A 26,127-nucleotide genomic window follows, 5' to 3' on the forward strand; every position below is an offset into this window, starting at 1 on the left:
AGGGTGCTTCCGCCGTTTCGAAGCATCCTCTTTTGGAAAACTTTTTTGAAAAACTATTCGCCTCTTGCCCCTACCGCAAAGACTTCACCTCGCATGTGATCGTTCTTTCATTAACGGGAAGGCAAAGCAGAGGCCGAGGATAAAAAATAACGCCGCAATTTCAAAAACAGCCGTCACTGACAGCCATGTTTTCACCAGGCCGGCAAGGCTCATCGTGATCACCATTGCCCCCGTGAAAAGCGGGTAAAGCGTGCCGTTCACCCTGCCAATATAGTCCGCTTCCGTATTTTGTAAAACCATCGTGCTAATCCCGATTTGAATGCTTGGCAAGAACAGGCCGGAAACCAGCTCCGCAGCAAGCGTCAGCCAAAGAGAAGTTGACGCGCCGATCACCGCAAGCCCGAGGGCATTCGCGAGCAACCCGGTAAAGAGCAATTTAAGCGGGGAGACGGATCTCGAAAAAAACATTGAAAACGCGCCGCCTGCAATCATGCCGATCCCGTTTACCATTACGAGCCACTGGAGGTATTCTTTCGGCAGGCCGAGGCGATCGGTTACAAGAAAAATGTTCATCGGCTGAATGAGACCAACGCCGAGCCCGGCAGTAAGAAATCCGCAGCCAAGCAGCTTGAGTTCCTTTTTTGCAAGCACATAACGAACCCCGCTTTTCATTTCCTGGAAAATATTTGTCGCATTTTCAGCTTTTTTTACCTTTTCATCGCGCGGAATAAAAGACAAGGCCGCTGCGGAGAGCAGGAAAGCTACGCCGGTAATGGTTATCGAAAGATCAATGCCTAACCTTTGATAAGCAAACGTGCCGATCACAGGGCCAAAAATCATGAACACGGCATAAATCGTCTGGTAGACCGCCATCCCCTGCTGAATCAGGCGTTCTTCCAGATGTATTTTAAACAGCTTTAAACCTGACGGCTGTGAAAACTGCGATAAAGTGGAAGAAACGAGCATGGCAAAAAAGATCACCTGCCACGACCCAAATATAAGCGCCCCGATCACGACAAAAACCGAGGCGGCACTCAGCAAATCGCACCAGATCATCGTTTTCTTTGGCTGCCAGCGATCCGCATATGCCCCGCCGATAAAACTAAAGATGAAAATGGGCAAATAATCTGCCACTGAAATCATTGATACCGCAAGCGGATTTCCGTTCGTTTTATCTGTAACAAACAACAGGACGGCAAAATTCCGTACCCAGATCCCGGCTTGCAAAAATAGTTCCGATAAAAAGATCATCCGGACAAACCGGTTAGTTAGCAGTTCTCTCAAATTTATATCCCCCTGCGCCGACACCATTGTGCCCCTATCATACCGGAATCACCAGGCGTGTGCAAGGTAAAGATATTTGACGATTTTCCCTCCGCACAGCCGGATTCTTGTGGTGAAATCATGAAAACTCCGCCAATAAAAAGGAAGATTTGCATGAGACCTGTTCGGTTTTTCATTGTGCTTTTAGCTTTTTTGAACATCTGTTAAATTCCAGAAACACGCGGGAAACAGAAACCGTTGGGGAAAAGACATCTTGCTCTGCCTTTCTCTCATTACACTCCGGTTTATAAACGCGGATTCAGCCACGGTCCAAATTTTTGGCCGACTTTACAGCATAATCAGGAATTCTTCTATATAAAAGAAGCAAGAACAATGCCCGGCCTTATTGTGAAATTCCATATAACTGGTTGAATGCACAAAAGAGGACATAACTTATTGTCAAGTACGGCAGCCTCTATCCTCGCCCCATACCTAATCAATGCATCGTTATGTCCCGACTGGTGCAGCCATACACCCATGATGATTGTTTCTTTCTACATTATTCAAATTCGCTGATTTTCACCAGCTGCTTTCCGATATTTTTTCCTTTAAACAAATCGAGAAAAGCGTCAATGATCGAATCAAAACCTTCTGTTATCGTTTCTTCATATTTTAATTTGCCTTCGTTCAACCAGGCAGCAAGCTGGGCGCCGGCTTCTTTAAAGCGGGAACTGTAATGGCCGACTGTAAAACCTTGCATCAGCGAACTCGTTTTGATTAAATATTGCTGTACACGCGGCCCGACGTCCGGCTCTGTTTTATTGTAAGCGGATATGGCACCGCATACCGGAATGCGCGCAAAATCGTTCAATAGCGGAAAGACCGCGTCGGAAATTTCACCGCCGACATTGTCAAAATAGACATCAACACCGTCAGGGCATGCTTCCTTAAGTGCCTTTCTGACATTTTCCGTTTTATAATTAATGGCTGCATCAAACCCTAACGTTTCTGTCAGATAGCGGCATTTTTCCTCAGATCCGGCAATTCCAACAGCACGCGCTCCTTTGATTTTTGCGATCTGGCCGACAGTGGAGCCAACCGCCCCTGCAGCACCCGATACAACCACTGTCTCACCTGCTTTCGGCTTCCCAATATCGAGCAGACCGAAATACGCAGTGAGCCCGGTCATTCCAATAATGCCAAGATGGGTCGTTATGGGTGCAAGATCGGGATCCAGCTTCCGGATCGTTTTTTCATGCGCAATAGAATACGTTTCCCAACCAAGCGTGCCGATCACGATGTCGCCCTTTTTAAATTGGGCGGACTGCGATGCGACAACCTGTCCGATCACGCCGCTTACAATGACATCATTCAGCTGAAAAGGCGGGATATACGATTTCACATCTTCCATTCTTCCCCTTAAGTACGGATCAACGGAAATATATACATTTCGAATTAGCACTTCGCCTTCACCTGGTGTGCCAATTGGCGCTTCGGTAAAAGCGAAATCCTCCATTGTTGGCGTTCCAACAGGCCTTCTTGCCAGCCGGATCTGTTTTTTGTTCCCATCCATGAAAATCCCTCCTGAACAACCATTTTCCTATAATTTAACATTCCCCAATTCCGCGGTCAAAAATAAAACAATCAAGTTTTTCCGGATATTGGCATTCAACCTACATTGGATAAGAATGAAATCCGAAACGATCACGCGCTATGCGAATGCACTTTAGGACTGTATGGATAGGCCGCCGCTATCAGCATGGCCAATCTGACTGTTTGTTTTGATTTTCTAATAAAAATATTCAAAAACGATTTACAATTTCGCTGGATTGGATTATCCTATATACATAACATCCGCCAAGCTTTGTGCGATGTTACCTTCCCGGAATGCGTGAACAAAGCCAGCCGGGGGTAATCCAATTAGGGCTTGCTGAACGAATCCGATTCTAAGTTTGTACCCAATTTGTCTGCAAGCTCTGTCTCAAAAATTTAGAAGAATCCTTTTGCGAAAAGGGGAGATTTCATCTTCTCCATACGTTGAATCGGGTTTCGAGTGCAAGCATTTCCCTGGATCTGTGGTAAAACCTTTGCATTTAAATGGTTGCCAAAGCTGTTAGCAGCCTTGCCAAATCGAGGAACTTTGCTTATTCAGCAAGCCCCAATTAAAGAAAGACATAACTGTTTATTCTGCCTGCTTATCCCGCAAGATAAGCTGTCCGGCAGAAAAAGCCAGTCATTTTATCCGTGCCTCATGGATGCAATGCTGGCTTTTTCTACTTTTTGAAAGGAGTGGATAGGTTGAAATCCGCATTGTCCGGGATAAAAGTGCTTGATTTAACAAGAGTGCTGGCCGGGCCTTTCTGCACGATGATCCTTGGCGATCTCGGTGCAGAGGTGATCAAAGTCGAAGCACCCGGCGGCAGTGACGAAACACGGGGATGGGGACCACCGTTTCAGCAAAACGTAAGCGCTTACTATTTGTGCACCAACCGAAATAAAAAAAGCATTACGCTAGATTTAAAGCGTGAAAGCGGAAAAGAAATCATTCGCAGGCTGGCGAAAAATAGCGATGTTGTCATCCATAATTTTAAAACCGGTACGATGGAGCGACTTGGGCTTGGATACGAAACGCTCCGGACACTCAACCCGCGGCTCATCTACTGTTCGATTACGGGGTTCGGGGAAACCGGCCCGTACAAAGATTTGCCCGGCTACGATTTTATCATCCAGGCGATGAGCGGGCTGATGAGCATCACAGGCGAAGAAAACGGGCCGCCGCTGAAGACAGGCGTCGCCATTACCGATGTTTTAACAGGGCTTTACGCCTGCATCGGCATAGAGGCTGCCCTTTTGGCAAGGGAGCATACGGGGGAAGGGCAGAAAATCGACCTTTCGCTTTACGATTCAGCTACAACAGCCCTTGTTAATATTGCCAGCAACTTTCTTATGTCGGGTAACATTCCCGGACGGCTAGGCAACCGGCATCCCAATATTGTTCCCTATCAATCTTTTCAAACGAGCGACGGGGAGATTGCGATCGCCGTTGGAAACGACCGCCAGTTTCAGACGCTTTGTGAATTGCTCGACCTGGGGCAACTTGCATCGGATGAAAGATTCGCGACAAATCCGAAACGGGTAGAAAACCGTGAGACATTGATCCCGATTTTGGAAAAAGTTTTTCGAACCCGACCGGTTTCCTTTTGGCGGGAAGCATTGGAGAAGCGGAAAATTCCGTGCGGTCCAATCCAAAACCTCGAGCAGGTGGCGGCCGATCCGCAGCTTGAGGCAAGGGAAATGTTGATTAAAATGGAGCACCCGATTGCCGGGGAAATCAAACTTGTTGCAAGCCCGTTGAAGCTATCTGAAACCCCTGTCCGGTACGTGCAACACCCGCCCATGCCGGGAGAGCACACAGAAGAGATTTTACGCAGAATCGGATTTTCACAAGAAGAAATTGAAGCGTACAAGGAGGAATGAAATCATGCATTTTGAACTGACGGAAGAACAGGAACTTTTAAAGAAAACCGTACGGAATTTTGTAGATAAAGAGATTATGCCTTTTATTCGCGAATGGGATGAAAACCACCATTTTGAAACAAGCCTGTTGAAAAAGCTGGCGGATCTCGGCCTGATGGGGGTCTGCATCCCGGAGAAATATGGCGGAAGCGGCATGGACTATAACGCGCTCGCGATTGTGTGCGAAGAACTCGAGCGGGGGGATACCGCCTTCCGAACGGCCGTGAGCGTCCACACTGGCTTAAACAGCCTGACCCTTTTGCAGTGGGGAACAGAGGCACAAAAGCAGAAATACCTTGTCCCGCAGGCAAAAGGCGAGAAAATCGGGGCATTCGGCCTCACGGAACCTGGCGCGGGCTCGGATGTTGCCGGCATTGGCACAACGGCCGAAAAAGACGGGGACTTTTATATCTTAAACGGGCAAAAAACATGGATCTCGCTTTGCGATGTCGCGGACCATTTTCTCGTATTTGCTTACACTGATAAAGCGAAAAAGCATCACGGCATTTCCGCATTTATCGTGGAGCGTACAATGCCAGGTTTTTCTTCAAAAGCCATTAAAGGCAAACTCGGGATCCGAGCCGGAAACACCGGGGAACTGTTCTTTGACAATGTGCGGGTGCCAAAAGAAAACCTGCTTGGAGAAGAAGGCGAAGGGTTCAAAATTGCCATGTCGGCGCTCGACAATGGCCGCTTTACCGTGGCAGCCGGCGCGTGCGGGTTAATCCAGGCCTGCCTTGAAGCAAGCGTCAAATACTGCCATGAGCGGAAAACATTCGGGCATGAAATTGGCAAACACCAGCTTGTCCAGCAAATGATTGCGAAAATGGAAGCAGGCTACCAAATGAGCCGTCTCCTCGTTTTCCGCACTGGCGAACTGAAAAACCAAGGGAAGCGCAACACCCACGAAACCTCGCTCGCCAAATGGCAAGCGTGCGACTTCGCCAATGAAGCCGCCAACGATGCCGTCCAAATTCATGGCGCGTACGGCTACTCAAGCGAATACCCGGTTGAACGCTACTTGCGCAACTCGAAGGCACCGGTCATTTACGAAGGCACCCGCGAAATTCACACGATCATGCAGGCAGAATACGTCCTCGGTTATCGTACGGACAAACCGCTCAGCAAAATGCTGCCGGGCTGGCCGTTTACAGAAAGCGGTGCGGAGGAATCGTAACGGCGCAACATCTTCAATGAAATACCAGTAGCCTCGGTATAGAAATTTTTAACGGCGTCATAAGCGGCAACAGTCTTGCTGGCCGAATCCGTTGTGGCTTTTTTTCCGGCTCATTCAGCAAGTGCTGCAATGTTTGCCATTCATAGAATGGATATCTGCAAAAATGGCTTTCGAGTGCAAAGTTTTTTCTCATTTTCTATAAAAAACTTGCCTATAAAGTTTGACTAAAGGGCTCAGAATATGGTGAAAGCACGATTTGGATAGGGGGCTATTCCCCCTGTTTTGTTTTCAATACGAGACGATACTGTTTATACAAATCTTTAAAAGCAGAAATTAAGGCATTTGAAGCTTTGCCTAAGTAAAATTCCTGCAGTTGCTTCAATGGTTCCTCAATGCCATCATTTAAGCTGTAACCCCTAAGCAGATGGGAAATAAATTTCCTTCCGTGCTCCGTAGCCAGTGTACAGGAGACATCGAGAATGACACCGTACCTCATCTCAATTTCCGCCGTTATCGTCAAAGTATCATAAATATTTTGGGCCGCCATCCCGGACGGAAGCTTCGCATGGCCCGCAATAAAAGCAGTTTGCATCAACATCCCCCATTCGTGTAAAGCTTTATTCTTTATTCAGCAGCATGGCGGAGAATTCCTTGTACAGGCAAACGAGCGTACTTCAAAACCGCCTACTGCAGGCTGGCAGTTTTGAAGTACAATGGTGTTCTTACCAATTGTTCTCCCTGTTGATTTTCATGATCTCGTCCTCACTCAAGCCGGATGCTTGGACGATGGCCTTCACATCCACTTGATTTTTTAGCAAGTTGATAATCAATCGTGTTCTTTCTTCTTCTCTTCTCTCCTTTACTCCTTCTTTAAATCCTTCTTTAAATCCCTCTTTAAATCCTTTTTTATATCCGAGGTCATAATAATAGTTCGGCAAGTCTAAAACAACTTCTTTTCCATCCACACCAGGCAGTCTGACTTCCATCTTATGAATGCTCCAGTTGCTGTTTTATTTTTTCCACTTCTGTCTGGGTCAGGCCGGTCATGTCAACAATCAATTGTGGTTCCAGGCCATTCTTGAGCATTCTGGAAACAATGGTTTGTAATAACTCCTCTCTTCCTTCTTCTCTGCCTTCCTCTTTCCCCTTCTTATACCCGCGGTCAAAGTAAGAATTCGGCAGCTTCAATACTTGCTCTGCTTCGTCCGGATCCAGCATTTTAATGTTTTCCATTACTTCCGCCTCCTCTTTTTCGTTCAATTTTAAATAATAATCAAAGAAACCGTGTAACAGCCTCATTTTTGCAGGGTCGAGTTCCATCCGGGCCAGCATCCGCAGAAACTCCAGTTTGACCTGCACCCGTTCTGTTTCTGTATACCCCATTTTGCTTAATAATGCCGCGGCAACAGGGTTGTTGCTCCGGATATAATTTCTCCAATTTTGTTTCATCAGATGAATGGATAAATAGTGAAAACGAAGAATTTCAATGTTGTGGAACGCAAAGGTGTACGTATCAGGGGTCTCTGTTTTCTCCTCATAACTGAAAACGGCAATCGGCAATACCGGTTTCCGGTGCCGGAGACTGATCATCATGTAATAACGAAACATGCGTTCAGGAAAAGGCTTTTCGTAATACGACTGCGGCTCAACATGGATGAGAATCACGGTGTCTTTCCCTTTTACCTTCGTTTCGGCGAGGATGTCAACCCGTTTTTGCTCACCGCCTGGAAAGTTCGTAAACTGTTCCTGCGACAAAAACCGCACCCGACGGTAGTCGAGATCCGCTGACACATCCGGGAAAAACGCCTCCATAAACTCCTGAAAAAAGTTTTGGATCAGCTCTTTAAACAAACGATCATGCACGTGATAACCGGCATGTTTTTCCATTACCAGATCCAATGGCAGCACTCCTTTTCTTATTTTTCAGCTTTATTATAAAGGACAAACGTTCGTTTTTCAAGTAGATTTTTCAATTTGCAAATTTGATCCGGCGTCCCCTGGTTATGCGAGTGCTTTTCTTTGACTTTGCAGATGATCCAAATCCATAATAAAATGTGAAGCATTTTACAGGAGGGATGAAGATGAATCGTATCAATCTTGGCAAGAGCGGTATATTAGGATCAGAAGTTGCGTTAGGCTGCATGCGGATGAACGGGTTGTCGGAAAAAGAAGCGCAAACGATGATTGAAACAGCAGTCGAGCACGGCATTAATTTCTTTGACCATGCCGATATATACGGAAAAGGAGAATCAGAGAAAATTTTTGCAAATGCGCTGAAAAACAGTTCCATCAAGCGGGAAGATATCGTTCTCCAATCAAAATGTGGCATTGGCGACAAGATGTATGACTTTTCCAAATCGCATATTTTAAAAGCGGTTGACGGCATCCTAGAACGGCTCCAAACCGATTACCTGGATATACTCCTGCTTCACCGTCCTGATCCGTTAATGGAACCAGAAGAAATTGCCGAAGCTTTTTCAGAACTACAAAATGCCGGAAAAGTCCGCCAGTTCGGGGTCAGCAACTTCCATCCGTACCAGGTAGAACTTGTCCAAAAATACATTTCTCAAAAACTGATTGTCAACCAGTTGCAGTTCAGCATCGCGCATACCGGAATGATTGACTTCGGGATGCACGTCAATATGAAAGACGAACGCAGCATCAACCATGACGGTGGAATTCTGGAATATTCCCGCCTGCATGATATCACCATTCAAGCTTGGTCGCCGTTCCAGTACGGGTTCTTTGAGGGCGTCTTTATCGATGATCCAAAATTCCCGGAATTGAACGAAAAACTTGGCCAATTGGCACAAGCACAAGGCGTGTCCAAAGAGGCCGTCGCGACCGCGTGGATTTTAAGGCATCCAGCAAAAATCCAAGTCATTGCCGGAACAATGAACCCGGAAAGGCTGAAAAAAATTACAGAAGCATCAAAAGTAAGTCTTACCCGCCGAGACTGGTATGATATTTATTTTGCTGCCGGCAATGATTTGCCTTAACAGGTATATTGTTGGATCCAAAAACAGCAGTGGGCCTCGTGATCGTTTCCCTTTTAAAACAACAGAGCAGCTTTCCCACTTTAGCTTCATGATAATAAAAAGATGCCGTACCAAACGCCGGCATCTTTTTATCATCCTTACACTGCTTCCCTTTCCACGTACTTCGTCTCGTCGGAAAATGCCCAAACGATCCATAAAATTTGATAAACTATGGGAATAAAAATATACAACAGTACATAGGCGCCATGCTTGCCGAATGCTTGAAGCAATTTCACTTGCCAAATGATAATAAAAATAAAGTTCACAACCGGGACGAGCAGAATGAGCACCCACCAGCCGCTTTTCTTAATCAAAAGAAGCTGCTGGATCACATTACAGACCGGGACCCAAGCCATCCAGGCAATGTCTCCGCGCCCGGCTTTTTGGGCCAACTTCATAAATGCCATGCCATTTAAAACATAAAGCGCAATTGCAATAAAGACGGCGTATAAAATTGTTGCCATTATGATACCCCCACTGAATTAGATTTCCGGCGTTGTACACCAGACTTATAAAATATTTATGACCCGGCCCCTCCCATCATGCCTCCGTAAAAACAAAGCAACCTTATCTGGAACCTTGCTCTTGTCTGCCTTCAAAATACCGGGCCTTTACATACAGAAAAAGTAATTAACCCTATTAGCTTACGTAGCAATCTGTTTATTTTCCACGCAAAGTAGATGGCCGCTTTTTCTGGCCGTTCACTTTCCAAAAAATTCAAGTGGATAAAATTCGTTTGAAACCTAAATTGTCCCCGCTTATCCCAGCTCCATCATGCAAATCACAATCCCAATTCCGAATCCTTTTATTCAAAATGCTCCATTGTCTTTTTCAATGCCGTCTGGTCGAGGACGATTTCCGAGTTGTTGTTTTTTAAAATATCGTCGTACATACTTTTCGATGTGCCGTTCAGCTGGTAATAGGTCACTTGCTTATCTGTGTTAAGATTTTTTACAAGCAGACCAAGACTCGCGATATCTGTTTTTGACATATTGGTAGCAATGACAAATTCAGATGATTTGTCCACCAGTTTTGGCAGTTTCGTTAAATTTTTCGGTTGAAGTGCGGTTTTGGCAATACCGATCAACACTTTTTCCTGCAGCAGCTGGCGGTCATAGTCCACGTTTTTCAACGAATAGCGTTCGTGTACAAGCTCTGTCACCATTTCTCCGTCAAGCGTCTGCGTACCTTGTGCAATTACTCTTCCTTTGTTTTCCGGGTACCAGGGGTGTGTCAGTTTTACATCAAACGGCACATCCACATCAATCGTCCCCAGTGCATCCACCATCGACTGCAAGCCTTCATAATTCGTTTCCACATAATAGTTGACCGGTACGCCTGTCAATTGGCTGATTGAATTGATAGCGGCTTTAATCCCGGCTGTTGTGCCACCTGTTGCTTGTTTAATATATTGCACGCTTGTCAGTTTCGTATAGCCGTAGCCATCAAGATACACGCGTGTGTCACGGGGAATGCTGGCCATGTTATACTTGTGCTTATTCAGATCGACATGAAGCAAGATAATCGAATCCGAATGTCCCACCTTCTGCCCTTTCCGTTCGTCTGAACCGAGTAAGAGGACATTGAATACGTTTTCCTTCATTTTGGGCGTTGTTGTGCTTTGGCTGCCCGGGTTGTTCCCAGTTTTAGAGACGGTCGGCACGTTTTTAAAATGGTTCTCCGGCTGCAGCTTTTGGTAAGCAAAATAAGCCACCCCGCCGCCCAATACAACAACCACCAGTAAAATGGATAAAAAGATCCTCAGTTTTTTCATCATTTCCCCCAAAATCGTTTATGTGTAAACTATTTAAATTATATAACATTTTTCCATCCAAGACGATACATTTCGACAAAATTTTGTTGTAGCTGGCAACTTATTCATACGATGTCTCACCTTCCCCATGATGCCATAAGTTGAAAATTTGTCTGTTACCAAACAATGGGGCCATAGTTTCCTGTCCTATGAAGAACCTTCTCATATTTTTTTCAGATTGAAAATCCCCACTTTTAAACGGAACCCAGCTGCAGCCCCGCTGGTACTAACTGACTTCCCCGGAATTCCCGAACTACTCTGGAAAACAGGATTTGTAGCTTTAAAAATACGATAAATCCCTCATACAAAAGTCCTATAAAAATTGTGGTTTATTTTTCCAATTTCTTTTATAATAGAATTGGTTTTTTTAATTTTGCAAAGAAAGGAGACGTGTTTTCCCACTTATTTTTAATTTGTCGATACTGGAGGGGTTGAATAGTGAAGGTTATAAAGAAAACCATTTACTTGGTCTTGGCAATTGCATTAATTTTACCAGCACTTGTTTTACAAACAGGTCATGCTTCTGCGAGCACCACGCAAACTTTAAACTTTAATACGACAGTTACTAACACAATAAGTAACAAAAATGCTGAGCAAGTCTATAAAATTACACTGCCTTCGGCTGGTACAGTGAAAGTCAATTTAAACTCGTATATCGAAGCTGTTATCTTGGATCTGACAGATGAAAATGGAAAGAGTGTATGGGGCTATAGCAGAGACATTTACGATGGATCTGCTTCCACGCCAAAACAATGGTCGGATCAAGCTGATTTGGAGGCCGGGACCTATTACATCAAGATTTCCCAATCCAGTGACTATACTGGAAAATATGATTTAAAGGTTGGATTTAATACTGCTGGGAACAATGAAACAGAGCCGAACAATGGCACATCACAAGCACAGCCTATTACACTCAATACCCAGAAAATCAACGGTTTTCTTAGCTTAAATGATGATACGGATTGCTATAAATTCATTTTGAAACAAGCAGGCACCATTGATGTTCACGTAGATTCAAACATTTATGATGCTTCTCTGGATCTTCTGGATGAAAGTGGAAATGACGTTTGGGGAATAGATGAAGACATATATGGTGGATCCTCTCAAACGCCGAAGCAATGGTCAAAGAGTGTTGATCTGGAGGCAGGAACCTATTATATCAAGATTTCTAATTCCAGCGGTTATACGGGTAAATACAATTTATATGTCAATTACACACCAGCAGGGAATAATGAAGTGGAGCCAAATAACGGTACATCTCAGGCACAGGAGCTGTCAAACGGCCAAAAAGTCACCGGTTTTTTGAGCTGGAGTGACGATACGGACGTTTATAAAGTAAGACTGCCAAAAGCAGGAAACCTTAAAATCAGTCTTGACTCCAGTATAGATTGGGCCTATGTGGATCTTATAGATGCGAACGGAAACAACATCTGGGACGAAGAATCTGTTTATGACGGAACCAAAGAGACTCCCAAGCAATGGATGAAAGATGCTGATTTAGAGGCCGGAACCTATTATATCAAAATTCACAGCCCTGAAACCGGCACTTATCATTTGTCAACCTGGTTTACTGCCGCCGGAAACAATGAATCGGAACCCAATAATGGAACGACCCAGGCCCAGCAGATTTCCCTTAATACGCAAAAAATAACCGGTTTTCTGAGCGAGAGTGATCATACAGATTGCTATAAATTCACATTGCCAAAAGCTGTAAAAGTTACGATGAATATAGATTCCTATATGGAGGGGGTCGATCTTCATCTCACAAATTCAAAGGGAACCGCCCTTTGGGATGACGATATTTATTACGGCTCCATTAAAACACCTAAACAATGGAACAAAAGTGAGAGCCTGCCAGCGGGAACATACTATTTAAAAATTAGCAGTGATTATAATACCGGCAAGTACGTTTTATCCGTCAATGCACCTTTGTACCCATCTACACCATCTATTAATACGGTAAGTACCAATAGTACAAGTGTATCTGGCAAGACAGACGCAAACTGCACGGTTAATGTTAAAGCTGGTTCCAAAACCTATAAGGGCAAAAGCAACAGCAAAGGCGACTATAAAGTTTCTATTCCTAAACAAAAAGCCGGAACAAAGATTTATGTGTATGCTACAAACACTTATGGGAAAAGTGGAACAAAAGTAACGACCGTCGGATCACCGGCTGCAACGCCGTCTGTGAACACAGTCAGCAATAAAAGCACATCCGTTAGCGGGAAGACGAGCAAATCAAGCACCGTTTATGTCAAAATCGGTTCCAAAACCTATAAAGGCAAAAGCAACAGCAAAGGCGACTATAAAGTTTCTATTCCTAAACAAAAATCCGGAACAAAAATTTATGTGTATGCTACAAACACTTATGGCAAAAGTGGAACAAAAAGCGTGACGGTGGTTGACAGAATTGCACCAAGTACACCGTCTGTTAACACTGTCAGCCATACTTCCCGTTATATCACCGGAAAAACGGAAGCATATGCAACGGTCACCGCTTATACCGGCAGTAAAAAAATCGGCTCTGCCAAAGCTGATAAACATGGTAGTTACAAAATAAAAATCAGCCCGAAGAAAAAAGGGACTGCGATCAAAGTAAAAGCTACGGATAAGTCCGGCAACAGCAGTGGATACCGGACGGTGAAAGTGAAATAAAAAGGCATCAAAAAAGCGCAGTGGTTCAGCTGCGCTTTTTTGGTATTCAGTTTTTCAATAATAAATGGGTTGCTGCTTTTTGTACGTGTTTGAAGGGATTCCCCTGTTAGACAAATTCTACGATAATCAGTGTGGCCAATCCGTTGAATAAGCCGGGTTTCGTTTCCCGTTTCCATTTTCATCATCATCCACACCCATGTCGTGCTCTTTCAATGCTTTGTTTAATTTTGCAGCTTCAAGCAGGTCGGGTGTTTCGTATCCGCTTTTCACTGCCCAGATGTAAAAACCGAGCGAAACGAAAGCAATGAGGACCATGTCCCAGCCGTACGGAATCATGTTAAGGCCGCCAAATTTCTCACTTCCAAAATAAGAGATGCCCATCATCACAATCAGATAGGCGACCATCCAAATGCCGGACTTGAAATTTTTCGAAAAAGACTGCCATTTCCTTTTCGCCTGATAGTAAAAATAAATGGGAAGCCCGATCATAATAATGAGGAAAACTTCCCCGGTAAGCGGCCACCGCGCCCAGTATAGCGTCAGCGAAGCAAAAATAAATCCGCATGGCGCGATGATCTGCATGCCCTTCACCTGGAGCGGACGGTACAAGTACCCCGCGGTTTTTCTTAATGCCATGACAGTTACAGGCCCGGTGATATAAGAAATCAACGTAGCAACAGAAATAACCTCTGCCAGTGAACCCCATCCTTTAAATACAAACAGGAAAATAAAACAGATGACTAAATTGACAAACATCGCCGGGCGCGGAATGCCATAAACCGGATGCAGTTTGCCGATAAACCGCGGCAAATATCCATTTTTCTCCATGCCATACAGCATGCGTGCCGTTGTTGCAGTATAGGTTATCCCGGTGCCGGATGGAGAAACAAAGGCATCCAAATACAAGACAATTACGAGCCAGTTAATATTTAACGCAATGGCAAGATCTGCAAACGGGGAGTTAAAATTCAAATGATTCCAGCCATGTGCCAGGACAGAAGGGCTGACACCCCCGATAAACGCAATCTGCAACAGAACGTAAATCACCGTTGCAATTAAAACAGATCCCACGACTGCAATCGGGATCGACCGGCCCGGCTTTCTCGCTTCGCCCGCCATATTGATCGGGCTTTGAAAGCCGTTAAATGCGAACACAATCCCGGATGTCGCCACCGCCGTAAGCACACTTGACCATCCATACGGGGCAAAAGCTTGGCCGTATGTAAAATTGCTGCCATGGAACCCGACAATCAGAAGTGCAAAAATCGTCAACCCCGGAATAATAATTTTGAATATTGTGATAAGTGAGTTTACCCTAGCAAATAAACTGACTGCCCAGTAATTCAGAAAAAAATAGATTAACAACAGCAAAGAAGCAAGGCCGAGCCCTTTTGGCGTCAGCATTCCGTTATGGGCCAAACTGTGCGCCCAGCTCCAATGCCATGAGCTCATATACTGAACAGAAGCCATCGCCTCACTCGGAATAACGGAAACAATGGCAATCCAGTTCGCCCATGCAGCAAGAAAACCGACAAAAGAGCCATGGGAATACTGGGTGTATTTTACCATTCCCCCCGCTACCGGAAACATGGCCCCCAGTTCACTGTAAGAAAGGGCAATAAACAAAATAACAACCATCCCGATCACCCAGGCAAAAATGGCTGCAGGGCCGGCAATCGTTGCTGCTTTCCAGGCACCAAACAACCAGCCGGATCCGATGATGGACCCAAGGCCGGTCATGGTAAGCGCAAAAGTTCCCAACTTACGATGCATCTTGTTCATACAGGATCCTTCTTTCTTTTTTCTGTGTTGGCCAAGTTGAAAATTTCAAAAAGCATGATATGAAAAATTTGATGAAAATTTTATTTTACCCCGGCAAAAGCGAGAGAAACTCATCCGCCTCCTCTAATAATGACAAAATTTATAAATACATAATTCCATTTTATCTTTAAAAAATACGAATGCCCAATAATTCGAATAGAATCTATACAATATCTTTTCCATCTTGAAGCAAGTGGATTCCCGGCCAGATTTCAGACTGTAAATGGACGGGCCGGCTCTCCTTTTAATTCGGATTCAACAGTTGGCACAAAAAAAATCGATCCATAATAGAAATTGCTGAACGAATCGGATTTAGGCATTTTAACCGATTTACCCAGCAAGCCGGCTTGAATGTTTACCACCAATAGAAGAAGTATCTCAAAAAGGGGGTGATTTTGTCCTCTTCTAACCGTTAAAATGCTTTCGAGTGCAAAGTTTTTTCTGTATTTCCTTCATAACCCTTTCATTTAAAGTTCGACAAAATCTACGAAATCATTTTTAGTTTTGAGAATGCCGCTTGTTCAGCAACCTCTAAATAAAAAGAGATGACTGCCGCAAGAACTACAAATCCACCATTGCACTCTTAAAAGCAGGAATTGTATAATAATAGCAAATAGAAAAAGTCAGAGGGGAGTGGGGCGTTAAATGCAAATCACGGTCGCGGAAGCACGGCTGCTTAAAAATGCGGTATCGAAAAAACTGCATGACTTGATCCAGGAGCGAAACCAGATTGCCTACGTTGAATTTGAAAAAGGGGAAAAATATACGCCGCATGCACGAACATTTCAAGAGGTGGGCACGGAAATTCACCAAGTTCGCAACCACTACCGGGCGGTCATAAAGGCACTGGCAGCATCCAACTTACGCACAACGATTGAATGGAAGGGTGAAAAAGTATCCATCGTGGAAGCATTGGAGCTTGTGAAACAACTTCGCGCCGAGGCCGAAATGCTTCAGGAATTTGGAAACAGCCAACAAGTGGATCGGATAGCAAGAGGCGCTTTTGACGCAAATGTTACCTACAAAAAAGCACTGTTTGATCCCCCTGCCGTTAAAAAGCAGGCTGAAAAAACGGAAAAAGAAGCCAACCGTCTGTCGATACTGATTGATAAAGCCAATTTCAGCGCAACGGTTGACCTGGATTTTGTAGAGGAATACCAGTAAACGCCCGGCATGAGACCCGGCGGCAAGGGGCGGAGCTTGGATTCCGTCTTTTGCCGCCGGATATCATGCCGGCAAGGAAAAGGGGAACCGGGGGCTTGCTGCTTAGATTTGAGCATATCAAATCGCTTTAAACCCGCTATTTACAATTGGTTGAGCCGAACGAATCACGGTTCACGCTTGACGCCTTAACGCCGGGACACGCGTAACGAACGAATTATTCTTTGGATAGAATATCACTGATTACGCCCCCGGATCTCTCCTTTTTCACCACTTTAAGCTGTTAGGATACAAGACTAACGTGTATACAGTCATGCGTTCCTCCCCTTCGCCGATGAATCCAATACAGACAACGCATTGGATAAGATTCTCCATGAAGCTGGAAAAATATGCAACCCCGGCACTCTTAAAGAAAGCTTTACCCATACTGAAGTTCAAAAAAATCGGCAGTTTATTAACAAGCGTACGCTGGCTGACTAGAAACGTTTTATCATGAAAATCCGACTTACCTAAGATAGGGCTTGCTGAATAAGCAAAATGCCTAGATTTAGCAAGGTTGCTGACAGCTTTGGCAACCATTAAATGCTAGGGTTTTATAACAAATCCAGTGAAAAGCTTGCACTCGAAAGCCAATTCAACGTATGGAGAAGATAAAATCACCCATTTTCGCAAAAGAATTCTTCTATATTTTGAGACAGAGCTTGCAGACAAACTCAGAATCGGATTCGTTCAGCAAGCTCTAAGATATGGGAAAGAAAAACCACACTGGAAAAGATGAAAATGTATTCTACATCAGCTCCCTGGGTGCTCAATTATAGATGCGATATCTATACTCCCGCCCGGCCCGGCAGGAAGCCGATAAATTTGAAGCAGCTGAATATTTTCCATAGAAAAAAGGAAGAAATCTTGAATAAGAGTTTTCTTCCTTTCGCTATTTACATCAAAAAAAGCTGTTTAAGCCTTTCTCACTGATGAGGCTGTGCCAATTATCATGATGATACAGCAGATGAAGAAAATCCCCTACTACCTATTCAAAAAGCTCATCTGCCAATTTTTCGATTTGGGCTTTTCGTTCCTTTGTTTGTTGTCTGTCAATGCGCAGTGTTCCATCTTCGACGACGAGAACGTCTCCGGCTTTGACACCGGATGGAAGCTCACTTAGACGGATATCCACAGTCGTCCGGTCCTCTTTTTCACAAACAGCAAATTCCCCTTCGATCCGATCCACAATATATTTCATCAAAAATGGCCTCCTTTATTGCGGGGTAAAAGAAGTATGGGTGGTATATGTTTTCCCTTTTACAACAGCTTTTATATCAATCCGCACTTCATAGCCAGGAGCCGCTCTGCTGATTCGAACCGAAAGCGGCGTCCCTACCGTTCCCTGATAGACGGTGTCTTTGCTTTTATAATGAAAAGTGGCCTGATACGTTGCGCCTGTCAAACCTGTAACCATTAAATTGATTTTACCATACTGCTGAGGCGTTGGATCATCAAGCTTCGCCTGTAATGTCCCGTTAGAAGTGGCTTGCTGGGATGGCTGCTTTACTGGCGGAGCAGCCTTGCCGGAAGCCGTTGCATTTCCCGCTTCCGAAGACGAATGATTCGGCGTTAAAGACGGAACCGGCTGGAATTCAATAGACTTCCCATCGGTCACCGCTAAAATGGTTTTCATTTCGTCTGTCCGGAAAATTTGAATATGATTCGACTTTAAACGATTGATCACCTCGTCATTTGGAAGCCCGTACGAATTCACCTTCGCTACCGAAATAATCGCGTACTTCGGTTTTACGGCGTCCAAAAACGCCTGACTTGTAGCAGTCTTTGAACCGTGATGCCCCACTTTTAATACTTGGGATGAAAGATCTTGGTGCGTTGCAATCATTTCTTCTTCAGAACGGATAGGGGCATCTCCCGTGAATAGAAAAGTGCCTTTCTCCCCATAGGAAAGTTTTACAACAGCCGACCAGTCATTCATCTCTTCGTGATAATCTTTTACAGGACCGACAAACTTCATCGATGCCCCCCGCAACCCAAGATCAACATTCGCTTTTGCCTGCTTGATTTTAAGTCTGCTATTTTTCACAGCCAGCAAAAAATCTTCATAGGTTCTGGTTGTATTCACGACCCGCGGCGCATATACATTTTTTACTTTTAAGTTTTCCAGAACCGTATCCAGGCCCCCGATATGATCGGCATCCGGATGGGTGGCAATCACATCATCCAATTGGCTGACATGCAGCTGGCGAAGATACCGGACAACATCATCACCTTTGTCATTATTCCCACCATCAATTAACACATTTTCTCCTTTTGGTGTTTGGATGAGCATGCTATCCCCTTGCCCGACATCAAAAAAATAAACCTTTAGTTTTCCTTTTGGAAGTGATGCGGTACTTTTATGATTGCTGTCTGTTTTGTTAACGGTTTTACTGTCGGCCTTACTCTCTGATTTTGCCGCACTTATATGCTGCACTTGCTTTTCTTTTACTGGCTGGCTGTTAGTGGATTGGGTTTGGCCGCAACCACTGCAAAAAAGCATTAAGAATAGTAGTAGAAACCATGCGCCTGTTCGGTTCATTTTCAATTTTTATTCCCCTTCTTTTCATATGGACTCAAATGGTGAAAACTGGAATCCCGTTCAAAGTGGCAAAGACATCATTAGTTTACCATACACGATCCGCTTCGGAGAGAAGCCCGGATAAAAAACCAAATTCAAATTTGATAAGGAATTTGGTTACTTTTATCGTATCTATAATGTAAGGGTTTCATGAAATGTAAAAAACCTTGCACTTGGGGGCTTTTTCATGTACAAAAAACTTTATGGCTGGACGGAAATGAATCAGAAACTGGATTGGAGGGAAATGGCATGCCAAACTCCCGGAAGCAGCCCAAATTGAAAATTTCCAAGACAAAAGGCGAATGGTTTTGGGACATAATTGGCTATTTATTTTTCTTTGGTTCGATTATTTTTCTGGTTAGCGTTTGGGGAAACTTCCAGAAAAAGTTCCCGGACATTATGATGCCTCCGGTAAAGTCGATCGTTGGGGATCAAAATGGGAACTTTTGATTTTACCCGGCGTGGGGGCAATCCTTGCGCTATTGATGCAGGTTTTGGAAAAATTCCCTCATATTTATAATTATCCTGATCGATTAAATGAATCAAATGCAAAACAATTTTATGTGCATAGCCGGAAACTGCTAAATCAATTGAAAAATATTTGTCTGATTTTCTTTGCTTTAATCTTATTGGAATCCATTGTGATTGCAATGGGATGGGGAAACGGGTTTGGTAAATGGTTTTTACCTATCGTAATCATTGGCATGGGAATTCCAATTGCATCAGGAATCGTGACGCAAAAAAATAAAATAACAACAATACGATAAAGGAAGGATGAACGCTGAAAAAGTTTCACCACTCAAACCAATATAAAGCAAAAAATACGAATAAACGGCGCTGTTCCTTAACATAGAACCCGTCTACGTTAAGAAAGCGAGAAAATTCGGCGTCCTTCCTTTACATAGAGCATGTCTACGTTAAGAAAGTGAGAAAATTCGGCGTCCCTCCCTTACTTAGACCGCATCTACGTTAAGAAAACAAGAAAATTCGATGACCTTTCTTAACATAGAGCACGCCTATGTTAAGAAAGTAGGAAAAATCGGCGTCCTTCCTTTACTTAGAGCATGTCTACGTTAAAAAAGAAAGAAAAATCAGCGTCCTTCCTTTACATAGACCATGTCTATGTTAAGAAAGCAGGAAAAATTGGTGACCTTTCTTAACATAGAGCACGCCTACGTTAAGAAAGTGAGAAAATTCGACGCCCTTCCTTTACATAGACCGCATCTACGTTAAGAAAGCAAGAAAATTCGATGACCTTTCTTAACATAGAGCACGCCTATGTTAAGAAAGCAGAAAAAATCGGCGTCCTTCCTTTACATAGGGCCGTCTACGTTAAGAAAGCGGGAAAAATCGACGCCCTTCCTTTACTTAGAGCACGCCTATGTTAAGAAGGCAGAAAAATTCGGTGACCTTCCTTTACATAGAGCACGCCTACGTTAAGAAAGCAGGAAAAAATGACGGTAATCCCTAACATTTTTATATAATATAAATAACAGCATGTTGAAGGAGCATCATAAATGAAAACAAGAGAGGACGCTATCCATTACTGTTTAAAACTGGAAAACACGTATGAAGATTACCCCTTTAAAGATAAGAATTGGACATTAATGCGCCACAAAAAAAATAAAAAAGTCTTTGCCTGGATTTTTGAAAGAAACGGCCATATTTGGATCAATGTGAAAGGTGAAAACGGCTGGCTGGACTTTTATCGCCGGAAATACCACGCTGTTGTTCCGGCATACCATCTGAACAAAGAACATTGGAATTCCGTTATTCTTGACGGCACCGTCCCGGAGGAAGAAATCTGTGATATGATAAGGCAAAGCTATCACTTAACGAAGAAAAAAGGAATTCAGTCAAATAGGGGCCGGTAAAAATGAGAACTCGCATTACGGAGATATTAAAAATAAAATACCCCATTATCCAAGGAGGCCTTGCTTATCTCGGATATGCGGAATTAGCTGCTGCTGTTTCCAATGCGGGCGGCCTGGGGCAAATCACTGCCGCGACGCTGCGAACACCTGAAAAACTTCGCAATGCAATTCACAAAGTACGAAAATTAACCGGGAAGCCCTTCGGTGTAAACTTTGCAATCGCAAGGTATAACGGCCGGTACGAGGAGTTGCTTGAAGTGGCCATTGAAGAAAAGGTTCCAGCCATTTCCATCAGTGGCGGTAACCCGCAACCGGTCTTCGAAAGGATAAAAGGAGAAAACATTCGTACACTTGTCCTTGTGGCTGGAACAAGACAAGCACAAAAAGCTGAACAATTGGGTGCAGACGCAGTGATCGCCGTCGGGCAGGAAGGCGGGGGCCATTTAGGCCGGGACGACATTGGCGGCATGTTGCTCATTCCCCGGGTTGCAGACGAAGTATCCATTCCTGTAATCGCCGGCGGGGGCATTGGCGACGGACGTGGATTATTGGCTGCCCTTTCTCTTGGCGCAGAAGGAATTCAAATGGGGACCCGTTTTATTGCCACCAAAGAATGTATTCATGCACACGAGAAATATAAGCAAACAATCGTGCATGCAAAAGAAACGGATACAGTAGTGATTAAGAGAACATTAGGGGCACCGGGCCGGGTCTTGAAAAACCGCTTTGCCTTGAATATTATGGAACGTGAACAGGAAGGGGCATCCTACGAAGACCTGAAAGAGATGATTAGCGGTAGCGCAAATTGCAACTATATTTATGACGGGAATGAAGAAAAAGGTTATGCTTGGGCCGGACAGGTCGTCGGCCTTATTCATACGATTCCGACAGTGCAGGAATTGTTTGACGAGATGATGCATACTGCAGAAAAAGGGTTATCCCGATTAGATCATATTATGAAAGAACAAACCCATAGATCATCGTGAAGCAACGATTGACAAACCTGACGGGGCTCCCTGCCCAACACTCGTTTGGTTGGAGAAAAATTGACCCCCCTGCTAAAAATCTGCCAAAGATCCATCTTTGGCAGATTTCTCATTCCTATCCGGCACCAGTTAGAATTCACGTGCTTTCCCGGCTTCAACATCCAAGAATTTAAATCGAGGCAACTGGCATCCGCCCCAGCTCCCCGGCTGCCTTCACTCGGATTCTTGTCGCATTTCCCGGAAGATAGGCGAGCGGCACATCTTCTATATCCACGATGACAAGGCTGCCGGGATCTGCCCCTGCTTTGATCGCTTCTTGCTTCGCCTGGGATTTGGCAGATTCCAATGCCTGTTCCCTGCCTATTTCGTCAAGAACGTAAATTTTTTCAATTTGGCCGCTGACTTGTGCAATCGCAGAACCAATCGCATTGGCAACACCGGAATGTTCCGGGCGGATGACCCGTGATGCGCCCTTTAAAGAGTCCGGCAGCAATACACTCCCGCCGCCAACAAGGATGACCGGAACCGGTGCCGCACTTGTTTTCATCTTATCGATGGCTTCTTCGACCATTTCCACCATTCTGCCATACACCTGCTGCATCACTTTTTTGTCAAGATGCGCTACTTTTTCCGGGTCGCCCAGTTCCACTTTTCCAAGTGCTACTGCCACATCGGTGGTGGTGAGGGTGTCTCCCCCGAAAATCAAACCTTTTTCCGGAAGCCTGTAACCGACGCTGTCCGGCCCGATTGTGAACTCCCCGTTATCCCGGATTCGTACAATTGTCCCGCCGCCAAGACCGATTGAAATGAGATCCGGCATGCGGAAATTTGTCCGCGCTCCGCCGATTTCAACGGCAAGCGATGACTCCCGGGGGAAAGAGTTGACAAGTACGCCGGCATCCGAAGTCGTCCCCCCGACATCGACCACGATCGCATCAGACAATTGGCTTAAATAAGAAGCGCCGCGCAGTGAATTGGTCGGTCCGCAAGCAACCGTAAAAATCGGATATTTTACGGCATAATCAACCGACATCAGCGTGCCGTCGTTTTGCCCGAAAAAGACGCGTGCTTTGATACCTTCATTTTCGAGTGCCTGAATAAATCCTTCTGCGGCTGTTTTGGCAACATTGACAACCGCTGCATTCAAAATGGTTGCATTTTCCCGTTCAAGCAGGCCGACGGAACCAATTTCGGACGATAACGAAATCGCAACCTCATCTCCTAATACTTCCCTAAAAATTTCGCTTGCCCTGTGCTCATGGTCCTGGGAAACAGGTGAAAAGACGGAAGTGATCGCAATAGAATCTACTTTTCCTTTCACTTCCCTGGCAATTTGAAAAAGATAATGGGTATCGAGCGCTGTAATTTCCCGGCCGTCAAACTCATGGCCGCCGCGAACGAGATAAACGTGTTTCCCTAACGCTTCCCTTAAATCTTCCGGAACGCCGATCAACGGTTTCACAGCCAATGTGGCCGGCGCGCCGATCCTCACAACCGCAATATGATTTAATCTCTTTCTTTCTACAATGGCATTTGTACAATGTGTCGTGCCAAGCATGGCATAGTGTATTTGATCGCGCGGGACATTGGCATCGCTGATGATCTTATGCATCGCATGGTATATGCCTGTTGCCACGTCTTCCGTTGTCGGCGATTTGGTTTCCGCAATCACAGTATTCTTTTCATCCAGTAAAACGGCATCTGTATGTGTGCCGCCAACGTCGATTCCAACACGGTAAACTCCCATTATGAACGCACTCCTTCTTTTGCAAGTTCTTCCACCGGAACATAGTCCACATCATATCCGAAATATTTCGGGCCGACCGTTGCCAGTCCTTTTTCTGTTCTCCATTTTGGATGGCACGGAATTCCAATGACAACACACCGGGCGCCGTAACGAATTCCCTCTGTTGTGATCGGGAGCCCCGTTTCCGCATCCAAAACAGCGATTAAATCCGGGGTCATGCACAATAAACGTTCTTCCGTCCGGGCCAAAAGATGCTCGTTTTGAAACCGAAGCGTAAGCGTCTCTCCTTTATTTTCATGCATGCCTTCAAACGTTGCTGTCCCTCTTGCAAATCCGGATTCCGTTTTACGGTTAATATCTTTCACTTTGCCGGAAAACAGCGGAAACCCTTTGACGCTTTTGACAACTTCCCGAATTGGATTTGCGTTGTTTTCCTTTGCTTTCCGGATCGTTTTGCCAATGGTTTCTTCGAGTTTTAAAATATTGCGGACGCCGCTTTCTTTTAAATTTCTCCCTTTCATCGCGTACATGGCAGTCATCGCAGATCCTCCCATTTGGACCGTTGCTGCCCGGGCAATCCTTTCTGTCCAAACATTATCGATGGTAGAAAGGACAACGGTATTTCCTTTTTCATCCGCTAAAACGGCCGGCGTTGCAGCTATCCCGTCCAGATAAAATGTCACCATTTGCAGTTCCGGAAAAGCCCGCCCCATTCCATCCGCATCGACAACAGGCAACCCCAGTTTCGCAGCTAACGCAAAGGGCAGCATGGAGTTGACCCCGCCGACCTCAATGGGAAAAGTAGCATAAATTTTATCGCCAAGATACGTTTCCAATTTTTGAAAAGCAACGAACGCTTCCTCACCGCTAGGCGCTTTTTCCAGCATGACAGTCGGTGCGCCCATCATGGAGGAAGGAACCACCAGGGCATCATCCGGCACTTCTTCCGCATCCAATAAAGTGACCTCGCCGTATTCTTCAATTGCCTGGATTGCCATCAGCTTCCCGATGTACGGGTCACCGCCGCCCCCTGTGCCCAGCAAGGCGGCTCCAACTGCGATATCTTCTATTTCCTGTATTCCGATTTTTCTCATTACTTTTTAGGCCTCCAATATTCAGGTTCTTTAAGATGCAATTTTTTCTTCAGCGGGGTTTTTCCTGACGGCCTGGACAATCAGCATGCCTGCCAGATATACCGCTGCACTCGCCGCCAATGAATTGATGGACGGGATCCCCATTTTCACAAAGTATCCGACTGCAAAACCCGCAGCCCAGGAAATCATCGTAACCCAGTTTACATTTTCTTCTGTCTCCGGCAAGGTTCCTTTCATCCGGCTGGCATCCAATTCCTTCTTGTGCGTTCTCAGTACAAAGTAATCCACGACAATGATGCCAGCAATCGGCGGCACCAGAACCCCGAGAAAAACAAGAAAATCCGTAAAGCGGCCGAGGATGCCCATCACAGACAATAACGTCCCGATGATGCCGATGACGAGCGTCACGAGGCCGCGATTCAATTTGACGTTCAATATGCTGTCAAAGATATTCGTAAAGCCGAGTGATGAGGAATACAAGTTCAAGTTATTGATTTTAACGGTGGAAAAAACAACAACCAATGCGCCCAGCCACCCGGAAGTTTGCATCATGATGCTCGCCACGTCACTTGTTTTGGCAGCAAGCGCCATGAGTACGGCAATCATATTGATCCCAAGCTCACCGACAATGGTGCCGATCATCGTCATCCAGAAAACATCTTTCCCGTTTTTGGCAAATCTGCTGAAATCCGGCGTAATCACGGCTCCGATAATAAACCCGCCCGCCACCATTGTTGCGGCAACACCCATTGTCAGCGGTTTTCCGGCAGGTGCGCTTGCCACTAACTCCGTAATAGAGGATTTGTTGAGCACATCATAAATGCCAACTGCCACTGCCAATAGAAAAGCAGGAACAGCGATGGATGCTGTTACACTTAAAATTTTAAAACCAAAGATGACAAGAACCGTTACACCCAAGCCTGTAATCGCGGCCGCAACCGGCAGGCTGATTGCCCCGTTCGTGGATTGTACGATCCCCTGGGCAAAGACAGCGTTTTGTACGCCAAACCAGCCGATGCAAGAAATGGCAATTACAGCGCCAATGATGCTTGACCCGTACCTGCCAAAGCCCGTCCACCGAGATAGCAGGCTGGTTGACATCCCTTCTTTTGCACCCGCATAGCCAAGCAGAAAACTAATGACTTCAAGGATGACACTGCCGAACATCGTTGCCCAAAAAGCCTGCCAAAAGTTCATCCCGTATCCTAATGAAGCCCCCAGAATAAATTGTGAAATCGTTGCTAATGAGCCAACCCGGACAATGGTGATATTCCACAACGATTGGCGGCCGGACGACGGTACCCGGGACAGAGCATAATCATCACCAAGACTTGATTTTTTTTGCATTTTGCAGCCTCCGTT

The 26,127-nt window shown here is 45.1% G+C and carries 20 protein-coding genes and 1 pseudogene; 8 read left to right on the plus strand and 13 right to left on the minus strand.

The window, feature by feature from the left end; genetic code table 11:
- Positions 1 to 84: 84 nt before the first annotated feature.
- The gene (locus ABR335_RS14760) at positions 85 to 1,284 is read right to left on the minus strand and encodes an MFS transporter (protein WP_017550182.1); all 1,200 of its coding nucleotides are present in this window, start codon (positions 1,282 to 1,284) and stop codon (positions 85 to 87) included.
- Between the two features lie 538 nt (positions 1,285 to 1,822).
- Positions 1,823 to 2,836, minus strand: a complete 1,014-nt coding sequence (locus ABR335_RS14765) for an NADP-dependent oxidoreductase (protein WP_014096152.1) — start codon at positions 2,834 to 2,836, stop codon at positions 1,823 to 1,825.
- Positions 2,837 to 3,561: 725 nt separating this feature from the next.
- Between ABR335_RS14765 and ABR335_RS14770 the strand changes: the two genes are divergently transcribed.
- Positions 3,562 to 4,740, plus strand: coding sequence for a CaiB/BaiF CoA transferase family protein (locus tag ABR335_RS14770; protein WP_061577481.1), 1,179 nt, complete (start codon positions 3,562 to 3,564; stop codon positions 4,738 to 4,740).
- Positions 4,741 to 4,744: 4 nt separating this feature from the next.
- A complete protein-coding gene (locus ABR335_RS14775) occupies positions 4,745 to 5,956 on the plus strand; it encodes an acyl-CoA dehydrogenase family protein (protein WP_350346320.1) in 1,212 nt (403 codons plus the stop codon).
- Between the two features lie 268 nt (positions 5,957 to 6,224).
- Here the strand turns inward: ABR335_RS14775 and ABR335_RS14780 are convergent, their stop codons facing one another.
- The 3 genes from ABR335_RS14780 to ABR335_RS14790 all read right to left on the minus strand — a co-directional run bounded on the left by ABR335_RS14780 (position 6,225) and on the right by ABR335_RS14790 (position 7,855).
- Positions 6,225 to 6,548 carry a DUF3870 domain-containing protein gene (locus ABR335_RS14780; RefSeq protein WP_014096155.1) on the minus strand — a complete coding sequence of 108 codons (324 nt, stop codon included), beginning with the start codon at positions 6,546 to 6,548 and terminating at the stop codon, positions 6,225 to 6,227.
- Between the two features lie 130 nt (positions 6,549 to 6,678).
- On the minus strand, positions 6,679 to 6,942 hold the full coding sequence (locus ABR335_RS14785; RefSeq protein ID WP_014096156.1) for a hypothetical protein: 264 nt from the start codon (positions 6,940 to 6,942) through the stop codon (positions 6,679 to 6,681).
- Between the two features lies 1 nt (position 6,943).
- Complete coding sequence (locus ABR335_RS14790) at positions 6,944 to 7,855, minus strand: DUF4351 domain-containing protein (protein WP_350346321.1); 912 nt, start codon at positions 7,853 to 7,855, stop codon at positions 6,944 to 6,946.
- A gap of 182 nt (positions 7,856 to 8,037) precedes the next feature.
- On the opposite strand from ABR335_RS14790, the gene ABR335_RS14795 reads away from it, so the two are divergent.
- Positions 8,038 to 8,955: an aldo/keto reductase gene (locus tag ABR335_RS14795; RefSeq protein WP_014096159.1), complete on the plus strand. Its 918-nt coding sequence runs from the start codon at positions 8,038 to 8,040 to the stop codon at positions 8,953 to 8,955.
- Positions 8,956 to 9,092: 137 nt separating this feature from the next.
- Here ABR335_RS14795 and ABR335_RS14800 read toward each other — a convergent pair whose 3' ends face one another.
- Together ABR335_RS14800 and ABR335_RS14805 are read right to left on the minus strand one after the other, a co-directional pair.
- The gene (locus ABR335_RS14800) at positions 9,093 to 9,458 is read right to left on the minus strand and encodes a DUF5684 domain-containing protein (RefSeq protein WP_014096161.1); all 366 of its coding nucleotides are present in this window, start codon (positions 9,456 to 9,458) and stop codon (positions 9,093 to 9,095) included.
- 341 nt (positions 9,459 to 9,799) lie between these two features.
- The gene (locus ABR335_RS14805) at positions 9,800 to 10,768 is read right to left on the minus strand and encodes an LCP family protein (protein WP_014096162.1); all 969 of its coding nucleotides are present in this window, start codon (positions 10,766 to 10,768) and stop codon (positions 9,800 to 9,802) included.
- A 477-nt stretch (positions 10,769 to 11,245) separates the two neighbouring features.
- On the opposite strand from ABR335_RS14805, the gene ABR335_RS14810 reads away from it, so the two are divergent.
- A complete protein-coding gene (locus ABR335_RS14810) occupies positions 11,246 to 13,462 on the plus strand; it encodes an Ig-like domain-containing protein (protein ID WP_350346322.1) in 2,217 nt (738 codons plus the stop codon).
- Between the two features lie 126 nt (positions 13,463 to 13,588).
- On the opposite strand, the gene ABR335_RS14815 is transcribed toward ABR335_RS14810, so the two are convergent.
- A complete protein-coding gene (locus ABR335_RS14815; protein ID WP_350346323.1) occupies positions 13,589 to 15,244 on the minus strand; it encodes an APC family permease in 1,656 nt (551 codons plus the stop codon).
- A gap of 684 nt (positions 15,245 to 15,928) precedes the next feature.
- Between ABR335_RS14815 and ABR335_RS14820 the strand changes: the two genes are divergently transcribed.
- Positions 15,929 to 16,447: a hypothetical protein gene (locus ABR335_RS14820; protein WP_061574755.1), complete on the plus strand. Its 519-nt coding sequence runs from the start codon at positions 15,929 to 15,931 to the stop codon at positions 16,445 to 16,447.
- Between the two features lie 1,024 nt (positions 16,448 to 17,471).
- Here ABR335_RS14820 and ABR335_RS14825 read toward each other — a convergent pair.
- Both ABR335_RS14825 and ABR335_RS14830 read right to left on the minus strand, forming a co-directional pair.
- Positions 17,472 to 17,684: a DUF3006 domain-containing protein gene (locus tag ABR335_RS14825; protein WP_026684799.1), complete on the minus strand. Its 213-nt coding sequence runs from the start codon at positions 17,682 to 17,684 to the stop codon at positions 17,472 to 17,474.
- Between the two features lie 15 nt (positions 17,685 to 17,699).
- Positions 17,700 to 19,025: a ComEC/Rec2 family competence protein gene (locus tag ABR335_RS14830; RefSeq protein ID WP_350346732.1), complete on the minus strand. Its 1,326-nt coding sequence runs from the start codon at positions 19,023 to 19,025 to the stop codon at positions 17,700 to 17,702.
- Between the two features lie 288 nt (positions 19,026 to 19,313).
- Between ABR335_RS14830 and ABR335_RS14835 the strand changes: the two are divergent.
- The 3 genes and pseudogenes from ABR335_RS14835 (at position 19,314) to ABR335_RS14845 (ending at position 21,924) form a co-directional block, all read left to right on the plus strand.
- Positions 19,314 to 19,831, plus strand: a pseudogene (locus tag ABR335_RS14835) (DUF1648 domain-containing protein).
- 750 nt (positions 19,832 to 20,581) lie between these two features.
- The gene (locus ABR335_RS14840; RefSeq protein WP_014096171.1) at positions 20,582 to 20,938 is read left to right on the plus strand and encodes an MmcQ/YjbR family DNA-binding protein; all 357 of its coding nucleotides are present in this window, start codon (positions 20,582 to 20,584) and stop codon (positions 20,936 to 20,938) included.
- Between the two features lie 2 nt (positions 20,939 to 20,940).
- Complete coding sequence (locus ABR335_RS14845; protein ID WP_179234193.1) at positions 20,941 to 21,924, plus strand: NAD(P)H-dependent flavin oxidoreductase; 984 nt, start codon at positions 20,941 to 20,943, stop codon at positions 21,922 to 21,924.
- Between the two features lie 169 nt (positions 21,925 to 22,093).
- Here the strand turns inward: ABR335_RS14845 and ABR335_RS14850 are convergent, their stop codons facing one another.
- Genes ABR335_RS14850 through ABR335_RS14860 form a run of 3 tightly spaced genes read right to left on the minus strand, consistent with a single transcriptional unit; the run spans position 22,094 to position 26,112 of the window.
- A complete protein-coding gene (locus ABR335_RS14850; protein WP_014096173.1) occupies positions 22,094 to 23,671 on the minus strand; it encodes a hydantoinase/oxoprolinase N-terminal domain-containing protein in 1,578 nt (525 codons plus the stop codon).
- Positions 23,671 to 24,765 (minus strand): DUF917 domain-containing protein, encoded by a 1,095-nt coding sequence (locus tag ABR335_RS14855; protein WP_350346324.1) that lies wholly within the window; start codon positions 24,763 to 24,765, stop codon positions 23,671 to 23,673. Before ABR335_RS14855 ends, ABR335_RS14850 begins: the two co-directional genes overlap by 1 nt.
- A 30-nt stretch (positions 24,766 to 24,795) precedes the next feature.
- Positions 24,796 to 26,112 (minus strand): cytosine permease, encoded by a 1,317-nt coding sequence (locus ABR335_RS14860; protein ID WP_017550153.1) that lies wholly within the window; start codon positions 26,110 to 26,112, stop codon positions 24,796 to 24,798.
- Positions 26,113 to 26,127 lie beyond the last annotated feature (15 nt).

Origin of the sequence: Heyndrickxia faecalis, assembly GCF_040267745.1 — a bacterium.
In the GTDB taxonomy this organism is placed as follows: Bacteria; Bacillota; Bacilli; order Bacillales; family Bacillaceae_C; genus Weizmannia; species Weizmannia faecalis.

Coding starts and splice junctions, on each gene's coding strand:
- ABR335_RS14765 (WP_014096152.1), bottom strand. CDS start 2,836: ATGGATGGGAACAAAAAACAGATCCGGCTGGCAAGAAGGCCTGTTGGA.
- ABR335_RS14775 (WP_350346320.1), top strand. CDS start 4,745: ATGCATTTTGAACTGACGGAAGAACAGGAACTTTTAAAGAAAACCGTA.
- ABR335_RS14780 (WP_014096155.1), bottom strand. CDS start 6,548: ATGCAAACTGCTTTTATTGCGGGCCATGCGAAGCTTCCGTCCGGGATG.
- ABR335_RS14785 (WP_014096156.1), bottom strand. CDS start 6,942: ATGGAAGTCAGACTGCCTGGTGTGGATGGAAAAGAAGTTGTTTTAGAC.
- ABR335_RS14795 (WP_014096159.1), top strand. CDS start 8,038: ATGAATCGTATCAATCTTGGCAAGAGCGGTATATTAGGATCAGAAGTT.
- ABR335_RS14800 (WP_014096161.1), bottom strand. CDS start 9,458: ATGGCAACAATTTTATACGCCGTCTTTATTGCAATTGCGCTTTATGTT.
- ABR335_RS14805 (WP_014096162.1), bottom strand. CDS start 10,768: ATGAAAAAACTGAGGATCTTTTTATCCATTTTACTGGTGGTTGTTGTA.
- ABR335_RS14815 (WP_350346323.1), bottom strand. CDS start 15,244: ATGAACAAGATGCATCGTAAGTTGGGAACTTTTGCGCTTACCATGACC.
- ABR335_RS14820 (WP_061574755.1), top strand. CDS start 15,929: ATGCAAATCACGGTCGCGGAAGCACGGCTGCTTAAAAATGCGGTATCG.
- ABR335_RS14825 (WP_026684799.1), bottom strand. CDS start 17,684: ATGAAATATATTGTGGATCGGATCGAAGGGGAATTTGCTGTTTGTGAA.
- ABR335_RS14830 (WP_350346732.1), bottom strand. CDS start 19,025: ATGAACCGAACAGGCGCATGGTTTCTACTACTATTCTTAATGCTTTTT.
- ABR335_RS14840 (WP_014096171.1), top strand. CDS start 20,582: ATGAAAACAAGAGAGGACGCTATCCATTACTGTTTAAAACTGGAAAAC.
- ABR335_RS14845 (WP_179234193.1), top strand. CDS start 20,941: ATGAGAACTCGCATTACGGAGATATTAAAAATAAAATACCCCATTATC.
- ABR335_RS14850 (WP_014096173.1), bottom strand. CDS start 23,671: ATGGGAGTTTACCGTGTTGGAATCGACGTTGGCGGCACACATACAGAT.
- ABR335_RS14855 (WP_350346324.1), bottom strand. CDS start 24,765: ATGAGAAAAATCGGAATACAGGAAATAGAAGATATCGCAGTTGGAGCC.
- ABR335_RS14860 (WP_017550153.1), bottom strand. CDS start 26,112: ATGCAAAAAAAATCAAGTCTTGGTGATGATTATGCTCTGTCCCGGGTA.